Source organism: Phytobacter cepae (assembly GCF_054165735.1).
Genome location: NZ_CM135107.1, coordinates 2,388,316 through 2,405,922 on the forward strand (window position 1 = coordinate 2,388,316; position 17,607 = coordinate 2,405,922).

Annotated in this window: 14 protein-coding genes; 9 read left to right on the forward strand and 5 right to left on the reverse strand. The window is 54.2% G+C overall.

Annotated elements, in window-relative coordinates:
• Nucleotides 1–170: 170 nt before the first annotated feature.
• Both ACUY4Q_RS11155 and ACUY4Q_RS11160 read right to left on the reverse strand, forming a co-directional pair.
• A complete protein-coding gene (locus tag ACUY4Q_RS11155; RefSeq protein WP_458047077.1) occupies nucleotides 171–2,468 on the reverse strand; it encodes an FdhF/YdeP family oxidoreductase in 2,298 nt (765 codons plus the stop codon).
• A gap of 129 nt (nucleotides 2,469–2,597) precedes the next feature.
• Complete coding sequence (locus tag ACUY4Q_RS11160; RefSeq protein WP_458047078.1) at nucleotides 2,598–3,521, reverse strand: LysR substrate-binding domain-containing protein; 924 nt, start codon at nucleotides 3,519–3,521, stop codon at nucleotides 2,598–2,600.
• A gap of 290 nt (nucleotides 3,522–3,811) precedes the next feature.
• Between ACUY4Q_RS11160 and hglS the strand changes: the two genes are divergently transcribed.
• Nucleotides 3,812–5,155, forward strand: a complete 1,344-nt coding sequence (gene hglS / locus ACUY4Q_RS11165; RefSeq protein ID WP_458047079.1) for a 2-oxoadipate dioxygenase/decarboxylase HglS — start codon at nucleotides 3,812–3,814, stop codon at nucleotides 5,153–5,155.
• A gap of 41 nt (nucleotides 5,156–5,196) precedes the next feature.
• Nucleotides 5,197–6,705, forward strand: a complete 1,509-nt coding sequence (locus ACUY4Q_RS11170) for a carboxylesterase/lipase family protein (protein ID WP_458047080.1) — start codon at nucleotides 5,197–5,199, stop codon at nucleotides 6,703–6,705.
• Here the strand turns inward: ACUY4Q_RS11170 and ACUY4Q_RS11175 are convergent.
• On the reverse strand, nucleotides 6,702–7,544 hold the full coding sequence (locus ACUY4Q_RS11175; RefSeq protein WP_458047081.1) for a LysR family transcriptional regulator: 843 nt from the start codon (nucleotides 7,542–7,544) through the stop codon (nucleotides 6,702–6,704). The two genes, ACUY4Q_RS11170 and ACUY4Q_RS11175, sit on opposite strands and share 4 nt — an antisense overlap.
• Before the next feature lie 111 nt (nucleotides 7,545–7,655).
• Here ACUY4Q_RS11175 and ACUY4Q_RS11180 point away from each other — a divergent pair, with 111 nt between their 5' ends.
• The 4 genes from ACUY4Q_RS11180 to rimL all read left to right on the forward strand — a co-directional run bounded on the left by ACUY4Q_RS11180 (nucleotide 7,656) and on the right by rimL (nucleotide 12,124).
• Nucleotides 7,656–8,825, forward strand: a complete 1,170-nt coding sequence (locus ACUY4Q_RS11180) for a methionine aminotransferase (protein WP_458047082.1) — start codon at nucleotides 7,656–7,658, stop codon at nucleotides 8,823–8,825.
• 12 nt (nucleotides 8,826–8,837) lie between these two features.
• Nucleotides 8,838–9,617: a transporter substrate-binding domain-containing protein gene (locus ACUY4Q_RS11185; protein WP_458047083.1), complete on the forward strand. Its 780-nt coding sequence runs from the start codon at nucleotides 8,838–8,840 to the stop codon at nucleotides 9,615–9,617.
• A 248-nt stretch (nucleotides 9,618–9,865) separates the two neighbouring features.
• Nucleotides 9,866–11,521 (forward strand): glucan biosynthesis protein D, encoded by a 1,656-nt coding sequence (locus ACUY4Q_RS11190; RefSeq protein ID WP_458047084.1) that lies wholly within the window; start codon nucleotides 9,866–9,868, stop codon nucleotides 11,519–11,521.
• Between the two features lie 48 nt (nucleotides 11,522–11,569).
• Nucleotides 11,570–12,124 carry a 50S ribosomal protein L7/L12-serine acetyltransferase gene (gene rimL, locus ACUY4Q_RS11195; RefSeq protein WP_458047085.1) on the forward strand — a complete coding sequence of 185 codons (555 nt, stop codon included), beginning with the start codon at nucleotides 11,570–11,572 and terminating at the stop codon, nucleotides 12,122–12,124.
• On the opposite strand, the gene ydcK is transcribed toward rimL, so the two are convergent.
• On the reverse strand, nucleotides 12,116–13,096 hold the full coding sequence (ydcK, locus tag ACUY4Q_RS11200; RefSeq protein WP_458047320.1) for a YdcK family protein: 981 nt from the start codon (nucleotides 13,094–13,096) through the stop codon (nucleotides 12,116–12,118). The genes rimL and ydcK overlap by 9 nt on opposite strands.
• 138 nt (nucleotides 13,097–13,234) lie before the next feature.
• Between ydcK and tehB the strand changes: the two genes are divergently transcribed.
• Nucleotides 13,235–13,828 carry a tellurite resistance methyltransferase TehB gene (gene tehB / locus ACUY4Q_RS11205; protein ID WP_458047086.1) on the forward strand — a complete coding sequence of 198 codons (594 nt, stop codon included), beginning with the start codon at nucleotides 13,235–13,237 and terminating at the stop codon, nucleotides 13,826–13,828.
• On the opposite strand, the gene pepT is transcribed toward tehB, so the two are convergent.
• Nucleotides 13,825–15,054, reverse strand: a complete 1,230-nt coding sequence (pepT, locus tag ACUY4Q_RS11210; RefSeq protein ID WP_458047087.1) for a peptidase T — start codon at nucleotides 15,052–15,054, stop codon at nucleotides 13,825–13,827. The genes tehB and pepT overlap by 4 nt on opposite strands.
• A gap of 118 nt (nucleotides 15,055–15,172) precedes the next feature.
• On the opposite strand from pepT, the gene ACUY4Q_RS11215 reads away from it, so the two are divergent.
• Both ACUY4Q_RS11215 and ACUY4Q_RS11220 read left to right on the forward strand, forming a co-directional pair.
• Nucleotides 15,173–16,768: an ABC transporter substrate-binding protein gene (locus tag ACUY4Q_RS11215; protein WP_458047088.1), complete on the forward strand. Its 1,596-nt coding sequence runs from the start codon at nucleotides 15,173–15,175 to the stop codon at nucleotides 16,766–16,768.
• Nucleotides 16,769–16,939: 171 nt separating this feature from the next.
• On the forward strand, nucleotides 16,940–17,602 hold the full coding sequence (locus ACUY4Q_RS11220) for a DUF3313 domain-containing protein (protein ID WP_458047089.1): 663 nt from the start codon (nucleotides 16,940–16,942) through the stop codon (nucleotides 17,600–17,602).
• The last annotated feature ends 5 nt before the right edge of the window (nucleotides 17,603–17,607 follow it).

The window sequence follows — 17,607 nt, forward strand, 5'->3', positions numbered from 1 at the left end:
TGGCACGTTCACGGGTTCTGGAGCGATAGAAAAGCAAGGAACATAAGGTGAACGGCATGACCCTCAGAGCCGCATGTTTCCCCTCACCCTAACCCTCTCCCACGGGGAGAGGGGACTGTCCGTGCTCGTATTATTTTGTGGGGATCCCTCTACTTCGAACCGGGGCAAAATCAGGCGATACGCATTGTATCCGCCTGGCGTGACGGTGTCACAACAACCGGGATGGATTTTGAGGTAGGCGTGCCGGTGCCATCACCAAAGCGGGTAAGCGGAACCAGAGGGTTAGTTTCCGGGTAATAAGCCGCCAGGTTACCGCGCGGAATGGCGTAGGCCACCAGACGGAATCCTTCAACGCGGCGTTCAATACCGTCGGTAGAAAGCGTAGTGATATCGACTCTGTCGCCATCACTTAGTCCCAGTGCCTGAATATCCGCTTCGTGCATAAAGAGTACGTCGCGCTGACCGTAGACACCGCGATAGCGATCGTCGAGACCGTAAATGGTGGTGTTGTACTGATCGTGTGAACGCAAGGTTTGCAGGACAAAGGGCGCGTCGGCTTCCGGGCAAACAGCAACCGGAAGCGGTGCCTGACTGAATTCTGCTTTCCCGGATGGTGTTGCAAATTTCAGTGCCGCGGCGTTGTTGCCCAGCCAGAAGCCGCCCGGCTCATCACAACGCACATTAAAGTTCTGGAAGCCGGGGATCGTCGCGGCAATATGATCGCGAATCAGGTCGTAATTGTCGGCCAGTGCCAGCCAGTCTACCTTCTCACTGCCCAGCGTGGCATGGGCAATCCCGGCCACAATTGCCGTTTCCGAACGCTGCATTTCGCAAAGCGGTTTGCCGATGCCTTCGGAGGCATGAACCATGCTGAAAGAGTCCTCAACGGTGACATACTGACGACCGCTTGCCTGCACATCTTCTTCCGTGCGCCCAAGGGTCGGCAGAATCAACGATGCTGCACCCGGCATCAGATGACTGCGGTTAAGTTTGGTGCTGATGTAGACGGTTAAACCACAGCGGGTCAGGGCTTCGCAGGTCAGCGGCGTGTCAGGTGCCGCCGCCGCGAGGTTGCCGCCTAACGCGATGAGGACCTTGACTTCATCACGCAGCATAGCCTGAATCGCCTCAACGGTATGATGGCCGGGCTCACGGGGCGGTTCAAAATTAAAGTGGCGCGCCAGGCTGTCGAGCAGCGCGGCAGGCGGCTTTTCATCTATGCCCATTGTGCGATTGCCCTGCACATTACTGTGTCCTCGCACCGGACACAGGCCCGCCCCCGGCTTACCGAGATGTCCACCGAGCAGTTGCAGGTTAACGATCTCGCGCACGGTATCGAGCGAATGTTTGTGCTGAGTGATGCCCATTGCCCAGGTGATAATCACCCGTTTAGCGTGCTGCCAGACTGCCGCCGCATCGCGCAGCTGCTGCTCGCGTAAACCCGACTGCGTTTCGATGGTGTTCCAGTCGGCGGCATCGATTTGCGCAAACCAGTCATCAATACCCTGCGTGTGTTCGGCAATGAATGCCTCGTCGAAAATGCCGGGTTCACCGTTCGCCCGTTTCTGACGCTGGGTCTCCAGCAGCGCTTTTGCCATGCCGCGCACCGCGGCCATATCACCCCCGAGGTTGGGCTGGTAATAATCGGTGCTAATGACCCCGGCCATGGGGGTAACCACCTCCAGCGGTTTTTGCGGATCGGCAAAACGCTCAAGCCCACGTTCACGTAGCGTATTGAAGGTCACAATCCGTGCACCCTGATCGGCGGCATGGCGCAGACTATGCAGCATGCGTGGATGATTGGTCCCCGGGTTTTGCCCGAAAACGAAAATGGCATCGGCTTTATCAAAATCGTTCAGGTGAATCGTTCCTTTACCCACGCCAATACTGCGTTTAAGGCCCGCGCCGCTGGCTTCGTGACACATATTGGAACAGTCGGGGAAATTATTGGTGCCCAACATGCGGCCAAAAAGTTGATACAGATAAGAGGATTCGTTACTGGCTCGACCCGAGGTGTAAAGTTCCAGCTGGTTCGGGTTATCCATCGCCTGAAGATGTTGCGCAATCATCGCAAACGCCTCTGTCCAGCTTATCGGTTCGTAGTGGTCAGTTTGCGGGTTATAGCAGAGCGGTTCGGTCAGACGACCCTGGTATTCGAGGAAATAATCACTCTGCCGATTCAGGGCTTCAACGCTGTGTTGCGCAAAGAATTCGGCACCGATCTGGCGGCGAGTGGCTTCCCAGGTCACGGCTTTCGCGCCGTTTTCACAGAAGCTGAAGGTACTTTTATTATCGTCTCCCCAGGCGCAACCGGGGCAGTCGAAGCCGCGTGCTTTATTCATGCGCATCAGGTTGCGCATGTTTTTGAGGGCATTTTTGCTGTCGAGGACGAAACGCGTGGTGGCTTCCAGTGACCCCAGACCACCGGCAGCGGCGTGGTAGGGTTTAATGGCGGTTTTGAATTTCATGTGGTTTTCCGAACAACGGATGGCTTACCGTTAAGTGTACGCTTCTTAACAACAACCGTTTATCAATAACCAACATTTATCACACGATTAACACATTACTTACCTGTTGCGCAAAAGCGCAGCCGGAGATCAATCCGGCACGGTTTTACGAATGGCGTTAATCAGCGATTGCACACCCGCAGAGAGCGGCGCATCGACGCGGGTAATAATACCAATGGGGTCGCCCACACCGGCAGGCACAATCGGCAGGGCGACCAGTGAGCCCTGACGGAGATCGTTTTTCACGGCCCCGGAGGGCACAAACCAGACGTAATCAAAATTTGCAGTAAGCTGGCGGGAAAGCGAAGCGGAGAGGGTCTCGATGCATCCAGCCGGCATCGTGCACCCATGACTGTGCAGTAACTCTTCGGCGTTCTGGCGCGGCACGGTACCGGTGGGGAGCACCACGACAGGCCACTCCAGCACCCGGCTCAGGGTAATCGTGGTCTGTAATAACGGGTGATCCGGGCGGACCACCAGCTTGAGCGACTCCAGGAACAGCATCTCGTAGGTCAGCCCGCTCATCATTTCCGGGTCTGACATTCGACCGATACCCACGTCCAGTTCACCGGATTTCAGTCCGGCCAGCAGCATAGGATTATTGGTAGTCGCGACCTGAAGGTTGAGATCGGGTTGCTGTTTATGCACCTGGCCGATGACCTCCGGCAAAATGCCCAGCGCGGCAGTGGGCAGGGCGCCAATCCGAATCACCGCATTGTTTTGCTCTGGCTGATAGTTAAGGGACTGGCCAGCGGTATTAAGCGCGTCAAGTACCCGAATGGCATGGGTCAGAAACTGCTCGCCGACAAGCGTCAGTTGCGCCCCCAGACGCCCACGGTCAAGAAGACGGGTGCCGGTGAGTTGTTCCAGTTCATTCAGTGTCTTGGACAACGCCGGTTGACTGAGCTTAAGGGTTTCAGCCGCACGCCCCAAGGTACCTTGCTGGGCGACGGCGACAAATGTATGCAGATGGCGCAAGCGGATGCGCTGAGAGAACAGACCGTTTTTTTCCATAAGATGATCTAAAACGAAGCGATGCCTGTGACAAGTAAAGTTGTTTAATTTTGATAACTTGATAGCAAAATATTTTTAACATTTAATCTTCTTAAGTTACAAACACATTTTGTATGCAGTGTGACCTTACCCGCATCTTTTCAGGGGTCTATTCATAATCTTTGGTTATGCAACTTCACGGAATAACGGCATTTTTTGATTAATGCCGCGATCACAGTTTGTAAATTCTCCCTCACGGGCCTCCAGGGGCTTCCTACACTCCAGGTAACAAACACCGGAGGTAAAACAACATGGCGAACCCCATCACGGCTGATGATATTCGGGAACACTTTTCACAGGCAATGTCGGCGATGTACCAACAGGAGGTGCCCCAGTACGGCACATTACTGGAGCTGGTAGCCGACGTGAATTTATCCGTACTGGAGAATAATCCTCGCCTGCACGAACAACTTGTCAACGCCGACGAACTGGCGCGACTGAACGTGGAACGTCACGGAGCGATTAGGGTGGGCACCGCAGAAGAGCTTGCCACGTTGCGAAGGATGTTCGCCATCATGGGGATGTTTCCGGTCAGTTATTACGATCTTTCACAGGCCGGCGTGCCGGTCCACTCAACCGCCTTTCGGCCCGTTGATGACGCTGCGCTGGCGCGTAATCCGTTCCGCATTTTTACCTCTCTGTTGCGCCTTGAACTGATTGCGGACGAACCGCTCAGGGAGAGAGCTGCGGCTATTTTGCGCAAACGGGATATCTTCACCCCGGCCTGCCGCGCGCTGATTGCGTTGTGGGAGCGGGAGGGGGCGTTTAACGAGCAACAGGCTGCGGATTTTGTGCGTGAAGCACTGGAAACCTTCCGTTGGCATCGGCAGGCCACGGTGGATGAAGAGACGTATCATGCGTTGCACAATGAGCATCGTCTGGTCGCGGACGTGGTCTGTTTCCCTGGCTGTCACATCAATCATCTGACGCCGCGAACGCTGGATATCGATCGGGTGCAGTCGCTGATGGCAGAGTATGGCATTGAACCTAAAATTCTGATTGAGGGCCCGCCGCGTCGTGACGTGCCCATACTGCTGCGCCAGACCAGCTTTAAAGCGCTGGATGAACCGGTGCAGTTCAAAGGTGAACATACCGGAACCCATACCGCACGCTTTGGCGAGATTGAGCAGCGCGGCATTGCGCTGACGCCAAAAGGACGTGCCTTGTACGACAGGCTGCTGGCAGAGGCCGGAACCGGTAAAGACAATCTGACGCATCAACATCATTTACAGGCGGTATTTAAACCTTTCCCGGACAGCGAAATGCTGTTGCGCCACCAGCAGCTGGCCTGGTTTCGTTACCGTCTGACGCCTGCCGGTGAAGCTCATCGTCATGCGATTCGTCCGGGTGATGATCCCCAGCCGCTGATTGAACGCGGTTGGGTAAGCGCGCAGCCCATTATCTATGAAGATTTTCTCCCGGTGAGTGCGGCCGGTATTTTCCAGTCGAACCTGGGCAATGAAACCCAGCCGCGAAACCACGGCAACGCCAGTAAAACGCAATTCGAGACCGCGCTGGGGTGTGAGGTGCTGGACGAGTTCGTGCTGTACCAACAGGCTGAGGAGCGGAGCAAACGACGTTGCGGTCTGTTGTAAAAACGGTACTCTGCTCAGGTGTTCATCAACAGGATGTTGTTATGGAAAACCCTTGCGCGCCACTCGCCGAAACCCGTCAGGGCACTGTTGTGGGTGTCACTGACGGCGGCTGTTACGTCTGGCGTGGCCTGCCTTATGCCAGGCCACCCGTCGGCGCATTGCGCTGGCGCTCACCTCAACGGGCTGAAGCCTGGACGGGGATTCGCGTTGCCGACACCTTTGGCGCCTCAAGCTGGCAGAACCGCGAGATTTGTACGCAACTTGCGGGCGGCGATCCCGGCCGCTTATCGGAAGATTGTCTTTATCTGAATATCTGGTCCCCCATAAACCGCACCGGGCCGCTACCGGTAATGGTATGGATCCACGGAGGGGCATTTACCATGGGGGCAGGCGACCTGCCGCCCTATGACGGTAAAGCGCTGGCCGGACGCAACGTGGTTGTGGTGACGTTCAATTACCGCCTCGGTCATTTGGGTTTCTTCGCCCATCCCGCGCTGCAAGGTGAAGAGGGCGATGCGGTCTGCAATTTTGGTCTGCTGGACCAGATTGCGGCCCTGCAGTGGGTGCAGGACAATATTGCCGCCTTTGGCGGTGATGCCGGTAACGTGACGCTGTTTGGTGAATCGGCGGGCGGACGTAGCGTGATGTCCCTGATGGCGTCACCGTTGGCAAAAGGTTTGTTTCATAAAGGCATTATTCAGAGCAGCTACACGCTGCCGGATACGCCGCTGGCCACGGCGCTGGAAAAAGGGGTCGCCACAGGCCGCCATCTGGGTCTGGAGAATGCCACGGCGGAGGAGCTGCGTTCTCTTCCCGCCGAGGCGTTCTGGCCGCTCGGCTCGCCGCTGAAAATTGCGCCTGCGCCGATCGCAGGCGATCGCGTATTGCCGGAGCCGATGATGGAGGTCTTTTTCGCGGGTCGTCAGCACGCTATGCCGGTGATCGTCGGATCAAACAGCGATGAAGCCAGTGTGATGGCGGAGTTCGGTGTCGATCTCGCCGGAGAGGTAGACAAGCTGCGTCGGGAACAGCGGCTGGGGCTCGGCATCATCAAACTGCTTTATCGTGGTGTGAAAGGGGATCTTGAACTGGGGCGGCAGGTGTGTCGCGATATGGCGTTTACGACCTTAGGTCTGGTCGTGATGCAGGCGCAGCAGCGTGTCGGGCAACCGTGCTGGCGATACTGGTTCGATTATGTGGCCGAGGCTGAGCACGACACCTATATCAACGGCGCCTGGCACGGCAATGAGGTGCCCTATGTGTTCGACAACCTGCTGTTAACAGAACCTGCGCGACAGTATGTAAACGAGCGGGACAGGGCATTTGCCGCCCAGGTGGCCGATTACTGGGTGCGTTTTGCGCATCAGGCCAGCAACCCTTCCCCATGCCTTGACGGGCCGGTGCCGTGGCAAGCCAGCATCCGGGGTAACGACAGATTGCTGCGCATAGGACTGAATAAACATGCAGGATTTCGCATGGTTAATCGTTTCATGCGGGCGCGTCTGAGCCTCTTCAAACGGGTCATGCGCCACCATGTGAAGCTCGACTAAGGCGTGAGCAGGCCGCGACGAAATGCTGCCAGCACGGCGGCATTGTGGCCTGATTCCCGCATCACCAGGCGGTAGCTCGCGCCTGTTTTTACGCTCTGTTGCCACGGCCTGAGTAGCCGTCCTGCGCGGATATCCTCCGCCACCAGCGTCTCGTCAGCCATTGCCATCCCCAGCCCCTGAATCGCGGCGGTTATCGCTAAATCCATGGTGTCGAAGTGTTGATTTTTTTTCATAACAAACTGCACCTCATCCTGTTTTGCCAGCCACAAGGACCAGTCAGTCTTGTCCCGGGTGGGGTGCAGGAGAGTGACACCATCGAACGATGTGGTTCCGGCAAACATGCTGCCGATGACCGGCGTCAGGGCTTCATCAAAGAGCAGATCGCCGGCGCTGAAATGGGTACCAAAGACGATGGCAGCGTCAAAGGGCTCGGTTTTAAAATTGACGCCGTGATCGGTGGTTGTGGTCAGCGCGATTTCAACCTCCGGGAACGCCCGCTCCAGATGAAGCAGGCGGGGCACCAGCCAGCGCATCGCACAGGTGGGGGCTTTCAGGCGCACGACCGTTTGTTGCGCTCGTGCCTGGCCGGCAACGGTCAGCAAATGCTCAAAGGCAGATCGCAGTTCGGGTAGCAGCGCACTGCCCTGTGGCGATAACCGCAGCCCACGGGCATGACGTTCAAATAACGAAAAACCAAACCAGGCTTCAAGACTGGCAATCTTACGGCTTACTGCACCCTGAGTCAGACAGAGCTCCTTCGCAGCATGGGTCAGATTCAGGTGTCTGGCGGTAACCAGAAAGGCATCAATAGCGTTCAGGGGCAGGGTGCGAGGGGACATGCTGGCTCCGGTATGCGTTTTCGTCATGGCTATTATGACAACAATTCGCTTGTCCACTCAATGGACTTTTGGTTTGAATGGTTATGCACTTTTATCGAGAAAGGAAAAAGCATGACTTTGCGTACCCCGGTGACCTCGCGTTCCAAATTACCTGATGTAGGCACCACTATCTTTACCGTAATTGGGCAACTTTCCGCACAACATAATGCCATCAACCTTTCTCAGGGTGCCCCCAATTTCCCCTGCGATCCGCAGCTGGTTGCTGCCGTGACGCGCGCCATGGAGGCCGATCATAATCAGTACGCGCCCATGACCGGCCTGCGTCCGCTTAAAGTGAAGATTGCGCAGAAAATCGCTGAACTTTACGGTGCCGACTATGACGTGGATAACGAAGTGCTGGTGACCGCCAGCGCCAGCCAGGGACTCTATTCGGCGATAGGCGGCCTGGTGCACCCCGGTGACGAAGTCATCTATTTCGAACCCTCCTTTGACAGCTATGCCCCCATTGTGAGGTTACAGGGGGCAACCCCGGTAGCCATCAAGCTGACGGTACCGGACTTTGCCGTTAACTGGGATGAAGTCCGTGCAGCCATTACCCCGCGCACGCGTATGATCATCATCAATACGCCGCACAACCCGAGTGGGCAGGTCTTCTCCGCCAGTGACTTAGCCCAACTGGCGCAAATCACCCGTCACACAGACATCGTGATTTTGTCCGATGAAGTGTATGAGCATGTGGTGTTTGACGGGCAGCCCCATCATGGCATGGCAACCCACCCGCAGCTTGCCGAACGCAGCGTGATTGTCTCCTCTTTTGGTAAGACCTATCACGTCACCGGCTGGCGCGTGGGCTACTGCGTCGCCCCTGCAGCGCTGATGGATGAGATCGTTAAGGTCCATCAGTTTTTAATGTTTTCCGCGGATACGCCGATGCAGTACGCTTTTGCAGAGCACATGAATGATGCCCAGACCTGGCTGTCGCTGGCCGCGTTTTACCAACGTAAGCGCGATGTCATGCAAACCCTGCTAGCGGACTCTCCGTTCCGCTTGTTACCTAGTGCAGGCTCGTTCTTCCTGTTGGCGGATTACAGCCATTTCAGCGATGAATGCGACAGCGAGATGGTGAAAAGACTGATCACTGATTACGGCGTGGCCACCATTCCGTTGTCGGCGTTTTATACCGATGGCACTGATAACAAATTGATACGTCTCTCTTTTGCCAAAGATGAGGCCACTTTAAGAGCAGGCGCGCAGGCCCTGTGTCGTGTTAAGCCACGCTAAGGAGCGTTTATTGTGAAACTGAAAGCACTCTGTCTGGGCATGGGCATGCTTTGCTCATTATCATCCTTCGCCGCCACGCAACTGCGTTATGGTCTGGAGGCGGAGTATCCCCCGTTTGAAAGCCGCAATGCGTCCGGTGAGCTTGAAGGTTTTGATATCGACCTCGGGAATGCCATTTGTAAAGCCGCCGAGCTCAAATGTAGCTGGGTAGAGACGTCATTCGATGCCCTGATTCCGGGGCTGACAGCCAAAAAATATGATGCCATCAACTCGGCGATGAATATCACCGAAAAACGGCGTGAAAGCATCGATTTTACGCAACCCATCTACCGTATCCCGTCTCAGCTTGTGGGCAAAGCCGGTGACGGCATGGAGGCGACTGCGGAAGGGCTGAAAGGCAAAACAATCGGGGTATTACAGGGCTCTATTCAGGAAACATATGCAAAAGAGCACTGGGAAAAACACGGTGTCACCGTGGTGTCGTATAAAGATCAGAATATGGCATGGAGCGACCTGCTTAATGGCCGTATTGATGCCTCACTGGTGATGTCTGCTGCGGGGCAGGCAGGTTTCCTCAGCAAGCCGCAGGGCAAAGGGTTTGGCTTTATTGGCAAACCGGTCTCTGACGATACCATCCTCGGCAGCGGGATTGGTTTTGGGCTGCGTAAAGGTGATGAGGCAACCAAAAAGCAGCTTGATGCGGCGATTGATAAAGTACGTGCTGATGGCACCATCAAGACCCTGGCGGAGAAGTATTTCCCCGGTATTGATGTAAGTGTCAGCGCAAAATAACAGGCCTTAATTTTGTGACCCCTGCCGTTCGATGTCCGGTTGGGGTCTTTTTATACCTAACTTTACCTTCGATTCAGCCTCTTCCCATCGACAAAAATATTTCCCACTTTGTGCAGATTATCGACGCCCAACAATTGGATTCTTAACCGAATTTGTCTACAGTGGGCGCTCATAAAAGTTCAGGTTTTGTCGCTGTTTCGCTGTTGCGCGAAATGTTATCTCACGACCAAAAGGATATCTTCCAGGGCATGAATCGCAGACGTTTTATTAAAGCATCAATGGCGCTGGCTGCAGCGTGCGGAACAACCGGCGTTGCCTCACTCTTTTCGCGCGCTGCCTTTGCAGCCGATTCTGGTATTGCCGATGGTCAGAGTCGTCGTTTCGATTTTTCCGTGTTGCAGTCCATGGCACATGATCTGGCGCAGCAGCCCTGGGGCGGGGCACCACGTCCGCTGCCGGATACCCTCGCGAACCTGACGCCGCAGGCTTATAACAGCATCCAGTACGATGCAGCACATTCGCTGTGGAACAATGTCGAAGGGCGTCAACTGGATGTGCAATTTTTCCATGTGGGGATGGGCTTCCGTCGTCGCGTGCGGATGTTCTCTCTGGACCCGGCCAGCCACCAGGCACGTGAAATTCACTTCCGCCCGGAGTTATTTAATTATCACGATGCGGGTGTGGATACGAAGCAACTCGAAGGGCAAAGCGATCTTGGCTTCGCCGGTTTCCGTGCGTTTAAAGCCCCTGAGCTTGCGCGTCGCGACATCGTCTCTTTCCTGGGAGCCAGCTACTTCCGCGCCGTAGACAGCACCTATCAGTATGGCCTTTCTGCCCGTGGCGTGGCGATCGACACCTTCACTGACACGCCTGAAGAGTTCCCGGATTTTACCTCTTTCTGGTTTGAAACGGCGAAGGATACGGACACCACCTTCACGGTCTACACGCTGCTGGACAGCCCGAGCCTGACCGGGGCGTACAAATTTGTCATTCACTGCGAGAAGAGCCAGGTGATTATGGAGGTGGATAACCACCTCTACGCCCGCAAAGACATCAAACAGCTGGGTATTGCCCCAATGACCAGTATGTTCAGCTGTGGCAATAACGAGCGGCGTGTCTGTGACACGATCCACCCGCAGATCCACGACTCGGATCGTCTGGCGATGTGGCGCGGCAATGGCGAGTGGATTTGTCGCCCGCTGAATAACCCGCAGAAGTTGCAGTTTAATGCCTATCAGGACAACAACCCGAAAGGCTTTGGCCTGCTGCAGCTTGACCGTGATTTCACCCACTACCAGGACATCATGGGCTGGTACAACAAGCGCCCGAGCCTGTGGGTGGAACCCCGTAACAAATGGGGCAAAGGTGCCGTCGGGCTGATGGAAATCCCGACGACCGGCGAGACGCTGGATAATATTGTCTGCTTCTGGCAGCCGGAAAAACCGATAAAGGCAGGCGACGATTTAACCTTCCAGTACCGTTTATACTGGAGCGCAATGCCGCCGGTTCGTTCACCGTTGTCCCGGGTTTATGCGACCCGTACCGGCATGGGTGGGTTCCCGGAAGGATGGGCGCCGGGCGAACATTATCCGCAGAAATGGGCGCGCCGCTTCGCCATCGATTTCGTTGGCGGCGATCTGAAAGGGGCGGCGCCGCGCGGGATTGAGCCGGTCATAACCCTCTCAAGCGGCGAAGCGAAGCAGATTGAGATCCTTTACGTAGAGCCGTTTGACGGTTATCGCATCCAGTTTGACTGGTACCCGACCTCTGATTCTACCGACACGGTGGATATGCGGATGTTCCTGCGCTGTCAGGGTGAAGCGATCAGCGAAACCTGGCTTTATCACTACTTCCCGCCGGCGGCGGACAAGCGCAATTACGTCGACGATCGTATTATGCGCTAAACCTTTCCCCTCCCTTGAATAAGGGAGGGGCTGATCCACGGAGAGTTAATGACACTGACCGACAGTTTAATCGTGGTCGACGAGCATATTGAGTTACAGGCTATCGACGAACGTTTTGTTCACGATCTGCACCAATTGATTATCAAGAATAAAGAGTGGCTTCAGCATTTTCTTGATTGGCCTCAGTACGTGACCTCCGTAGAGCAGAGCCGCCAGACCGCGCAGAGCAACATGCTGCTGCATCAGCGTGGCTACGCCAAAATGTTTGTTATCCTCAAAGACAACGTCCTGGTCGGCGTGCTCTCCTTTAACTCCATTGAGCCGACGAATAAAACCGGTTACATCGGCTACTGGCTTGATCAGGATTGTCAGGGGCAGGGGATCCTGTCAGCGTCGTTACAGGCGTTTATTGCGTTTTATGCCCAACGTGGCGACGTTCGACGTTTTGTGATTAAGTGCCGGGCGGCGAATATCGCCAGCAACCGGGTTGCGCTGCGTAACGGCTTCATACTTGAGGGCTGTCTGCGGCAGGCAGAATTTTTGAACGGTGAGTATCACGACCAGAATATTTATGGCCGCATTGTCACTCCCCCATCAAAATAGACCAGCAACCGGCGTGCGGGTGATGTGCTGCGCGCCGTTTATCACCTTTCTTCCGCGTAACAAAATCGTGTCACCTTCCAGCGCCACAATGCAAGCGTCATCAGTCACTTCAATATGATGTTCGAGAATCACATTGCCACGAATTTGCGCATTTCCCTGAATGACCACATCTTCATCCAGCAGTATGGGGCCGCCTGCCAGCCTGGCATGGCCACCGACCAGCACGTGATGCTTGAGAACAACATTGCCCTCCACCTGCGCATGTTCTGCCACCTGGGCGCTGTAGCGTAGAGTGGGGATGGCATCCTCTTCCCGACCTGCCATGACTCTTGCGCTTCCGTAAACTTTGGCACAATCGCACACCCAGACATCGTTCAGCTCATTACCTTCAAGAATGGCGAAATCAAAGATTTCGGCACGGTGCTCCACAAAGGCGTAATGCAGTATCGCATCGCCATACACCTGCGCCTGATGCACAACGCGACTGCGGGTCAGGGTTGCCCGGTCATAAATTTGCAGGATTTGTTCGTTGTCGGGCGTTAATCCTTTAGCGGCGATGATTTCACACCCATGCAGAATGCGCGCATCACCGAAGAGATGACAATGGCCACGTACAGTGGCAAGTTGAACAATGACGTTGTCACTTATTACGGCACCATGGCTGATCTGCGCACCGTCTACCCAGGCATGATGTTCAATGATGACGTCGTGGCAAATCACACAGGGCTGTGTGATGCGGGCGTCATCGCGGATACGGCTGCCCGCAAAAACCATGCTGTTAACGTCATAAATCCAGCAGTCACCGGTTTGCGATAAGACGCTTTCATCATCCACCCAGCCGCCCATTGTCCCGGCGGTAACATCACTAAAATCCACTTCGGCAACGATCTGGCGTAAGGTTACGGTCTGCTTTTCGCCGCTAAGCTGATAGCTGAATGCACGGCGCTCATCACTGAGTCGGTATTTTTTCATCATTCGCTTCCTTTAATTCCCAACGATAAACGTAGCAAACTTTGCGATACTGGCTATTCAATAAGAAAACCAATAAAATTCATTTAAAATGCAACTTATAAACTTAAGCCCTTTTTAACGGGCAAGAAAGGACCCACCATGACCCAGTTTGATGACAATTATTTCACTGAAAAATATGGCTTAACGCGTACCCATTCAGATGTCGTGAATGCGGTGAGATTCGTCGCGCCCGGCAAAACGCTGGATTTAGGCTGCGGGAACGGCCGCAACAGCCTTTTCCTGGCTGCTAATGGTTATGAAGTTACGGCGTGGGACAAAAATCCCATGAGCATCGACAATATTGAGCGGATACGGAAGGCGGAAGGACTCACGCAACTGGAAGCCGATGTGATGGACCTGAACACGCTGAGTTTTGAGGGGGAATACGATTTTATTCTCTCGACCGTAGTGCTGATGTTCCTGGAAGCAAAAACCATTCCGGGCCTGATTGCCAACATGCAGCGCTGCACTAAACCGGGCGGGTATAACCTGATTGTGGCGGCGATGGATACCGCAGATTTCCCCTGTACCGTCGGGTTCCCGTTTGCCTTTAAAGAGAACGAACTGCGCGAGTACTACGCCGGTTGGCAAATCGAGAAATATAACGAAGACGTCGGTGAGCTACACCGCACCGACGCCAACGGCAATCGCATCAAACTGCGTTTTGCCACCTTACTGGCACGTAAAGCTTAACGGGCAGCCAGCAGGCACAACTGGCGGGCAACCTCATAGGAAGCCTCAAACGACTTCACGGGAAGAAATTCGAACGGCGAGTGGAAATTGTGCGCGCCGGTGAAGAAGTTTGGGGTCAACAGACCTTTGGCTGAAAGCGCGGCACCGTCGGTTCCACCGCGCATCGGTGTGGGTTTAGGGGTGATGCCCAGCGATTCCATTGCCTCAAACAGCAGGTCGACCGCGCGGCGGTCTTCGCCAATGGCATTGCTGATGTTGCTGTAGATGTCGCTGATATCGATCGACACGCTACCCGTCGGATACTGTGCTGCAATCTTCTGCGCGACATCGCGCATTTCAGTTTTACGCCGCTCAAAGCTTGCCAGGTCAAAATCACGGATGCTGGCGCTGAGGCGTGCGTGGCCTTGTACGGCTTCCATGCCGTTGAACCAGATATACCCTTCACGACCTTCGGTGTTTTCCGGCGTCTGTGCTCTGTCAAAATGGTTAATGTAATCCATTGCCATCAGCAGCGGATTCACCAGCACGCCTTTTGCGGACATCGGATGTGCCGTCACGCCAGTAAAATGGAGAGTGGCAGAGGCGGCATTGAAGTTTTCAAAGACGATTTCGCCCTTTTCGCAGCAGTCGATAGTCCAGGCAAAATCCACCTCAAAGCGCTTCAGATCCAGCGCCTTTGCCCCACGTAAACCCACTTCTTCATCCGGCACAAATGCCACGACGATATCCCCGTGCTTATCGTCCGCCGTCAGGTTTTCAAGCAGTTGCATTACCACCGTGACCGCAGCTTTGTTATCTGCGCCAAGCACGCTGGTGCCGTCGCTAAAAATTATCTCTTCTCCGGGGTAGGCCAAAATTTCCGGGTGCTCGTCGACGCGTAGCCAGATCGCTTTCTCCGGGTTAAGGCAGAGATCATCGCCTTCAAAACGTAAAATTTGTGGATGAATATCCGGTGATAACCCGACGTCTACCGTATCGATATGGGTAATAAATCCGACGCGCGGCGCACCGGCAACATTGCCGCGTTTTACCGCCGTTACGGTCGCGTGTTCATCCAGCACAATATCCTCTAACCCCAGTGCCTGAAGCTCTTGCGCCAGGGTACGCGCCATGTCGAACTGACCTGATGTCGTGGGCAAGGTGGTGGCCCCTGCATCGCTTTGACTGCTGATGGCAAGGTAGCGAAAGAAGCGTTGCGTTAATTGACTGGAGAGCGGCGATGTCATAGTGAATCCTTCTTTATTTGACTTATCAGGTGCTTGCAATATTACTTTAATGTTATTTATGGAAGGGAAAACGACAAGCACTATTTGGCTCATGGACAGTAAAACGACAGGAAAACCTATGACTCGCAAACAGACAACAGTTGCATTGGCCTTATTGGCATTGGCGGTGAGTTCCTCTGTAGCGGCGAAAACGCTGGTGTACTGCTCAGAAGGAAGCCCGGAAAATTTCAATCCGCAGCTTTATACCTCGGGCACCAGCGTGGATGCCAGTGCAGTGCCGGTTTACAATCGCCTCGTCGATTTTAAAGCGGGCACCACGGAATTACAGCCCAGCCTTGCTGAAAGCTGGGATGTCAGCGAAGACGGTAAGGTCTATACCTTCCATTTGCGTAAGGGCGTCAAATTCCAGAGCAATAAATTCTTCACGCCCACGCGAGATTTTAATGCTGATGACGTTATCTTCTCGTTCATGCGCCAGAAAGATCCCAAACATCCTTACCACAATGTCTCTAACGGCAATTACTCCAACTTTGAAAGCCTTGAGTTCGGTAAACTCATCACCGCCATCGATAAAGTGGACGACAATACCGTCCGTTTCACGTTGGCTCACCCGGAAGCGCCATTTGTGCCGGATCTGGCCTGGTACTTCGCTTCGATTTTGTCGGCTGAATACGCTGATGCAATGCTGAAAGCCGGAACGCCGGAAAAGGTCGATATGGAACCTGTCGGCACCGGGCCGTTTAAGCTGGCACAATACCAGAAAGATTCACGCATTCTCTTTACCGCCTTCCCGGAGTACTGGCAGGGAAAAGCGAAGATTGACCGTCTCGTGTTCAGCATTACCCCGGATGCGTCCGTGCGCGTCGCGAAGCTCGAAAAAAACGAATGTCAGGTCATGCCATTCCCGAACCCGGCGGATTTGCCGCGTCTTAAAGAGAACAAAGACATTCAGCTTATGAGCAAAGCCGGGCTGAATACCGGTTTCCTCGCCTTCAATACGCAAAAAGCGCCGTTGGATAACGTCAAAGTTCGCCAGGCGCTGGCGCTGGCCATCAATAAACCTGCCATCATCAACGCAGTCTTCCAGGGCACGGGTACCGCCGCGAAAAACCTGCTGCCGCCGGGCGTCTGGAGTGCTGACAGTGAACTACAGGACTACGCATACGATCCGGAAAAAGCGAAAGCCCTGCTAAAAGAAGCAGGCTTACCCGAAGGCACAACGATTGATTTATGGGCCATGCCGGTCCAGCGCCCGTATAACCCCAACGCTAAACGCATGGCGGAGATGATTCAGGCTGACTGGGCGAAAGTCGGTGTGAACGCTAAAGTCGTCACCTATGAATGGGGTGAATATTTAAAACGTGTGAAAAGCGGTGAGCATCAGGCAGCGTTAATGGGCTGGACCACGGCGACCGGCGATCCGGATAACTTCTTTGGGCCGCTGTTTACCTGTCAGTCGGCGGACGGGGGATCAAACTCGGCAAAATGGTGTAATCAGGCCTTCGATAAGATTATCACTGAGGCGAAAGCCATTACCGATCATGACAAGCGCGTGACGTTATATAAACAGGCACAGCAGATGATGCATGACGAAATGCCAGCGGTCATGATCGCGCATTCCACAATTTTCGAACCGGTGCGCAAAGAAGTCACCGGATATGAAGTCGATCCCTTTGGTAAACATATTTTCTATCAGGTAGATATCAATAAATAACCGGTTAATGCCGGTGTCCCTCTGGGCATCGGCATTATTTATGCGGAACGATACACCAGGTAAATATATTAATTTTCTGAAAGTTGAGAAGCGTCCCTTTTTTTGAGCAGCATTGTACCCGGCTGTTTGCTATAACATTTATGGCATCTACACACACAAAAAGGACCTTCCATGCGTACTGTATTTAAAGTGGCAGTGCTTACCGGGCTGCTTGCGCTAGCAGGCTGCGCGTCAAAAGTGACTCAGCCGGAACAATACTCCGGTTTCTTAAAGGATTATTCAGGTTTACAGCAAACCACCTCCGCCAACGGTAAACCGGTATTACGTTGGGTTGACCCATCGTTTGACGAAAGTAAATACGACAGTATTGTTTATCATCCGGTCACCTATTACCCGGTACCGAAACCGACAGCGCAGGTCTCTCAGCAAACCCTTGATGGCATTCTGACCTATACCAACAGCAAACTGAAAGCTGCCGCGGCGCAACGCAAGCCGCTGGTCACCTCTCCGGGGGCGCATAGCCTGATTTTCCGCGGGGCGATTACCGGTGTTGATCGCAGTAAAGAAGGAATGCAATTCTATGAAGTGCTGCCGGTGATGATGGTGGTTGCGGGTACGCAGGCGGCAACCGGGCATCGTACGATGGAAACCCATCTCTTCTTCGAAGGCGAACTGATTGACGCCCAGACCAATAAACCGGTTGTTAAGGTGGTTCGTCAGGCTGAAGGGAAAAATTTGAGTAATGAAAATGCACCGATGACCGTCGATACGCTGAAAAACGTGATTGATGATATGGTCCTGGATGCAAAAATGTTTGAAGTGAAACAGAAATGATTTTT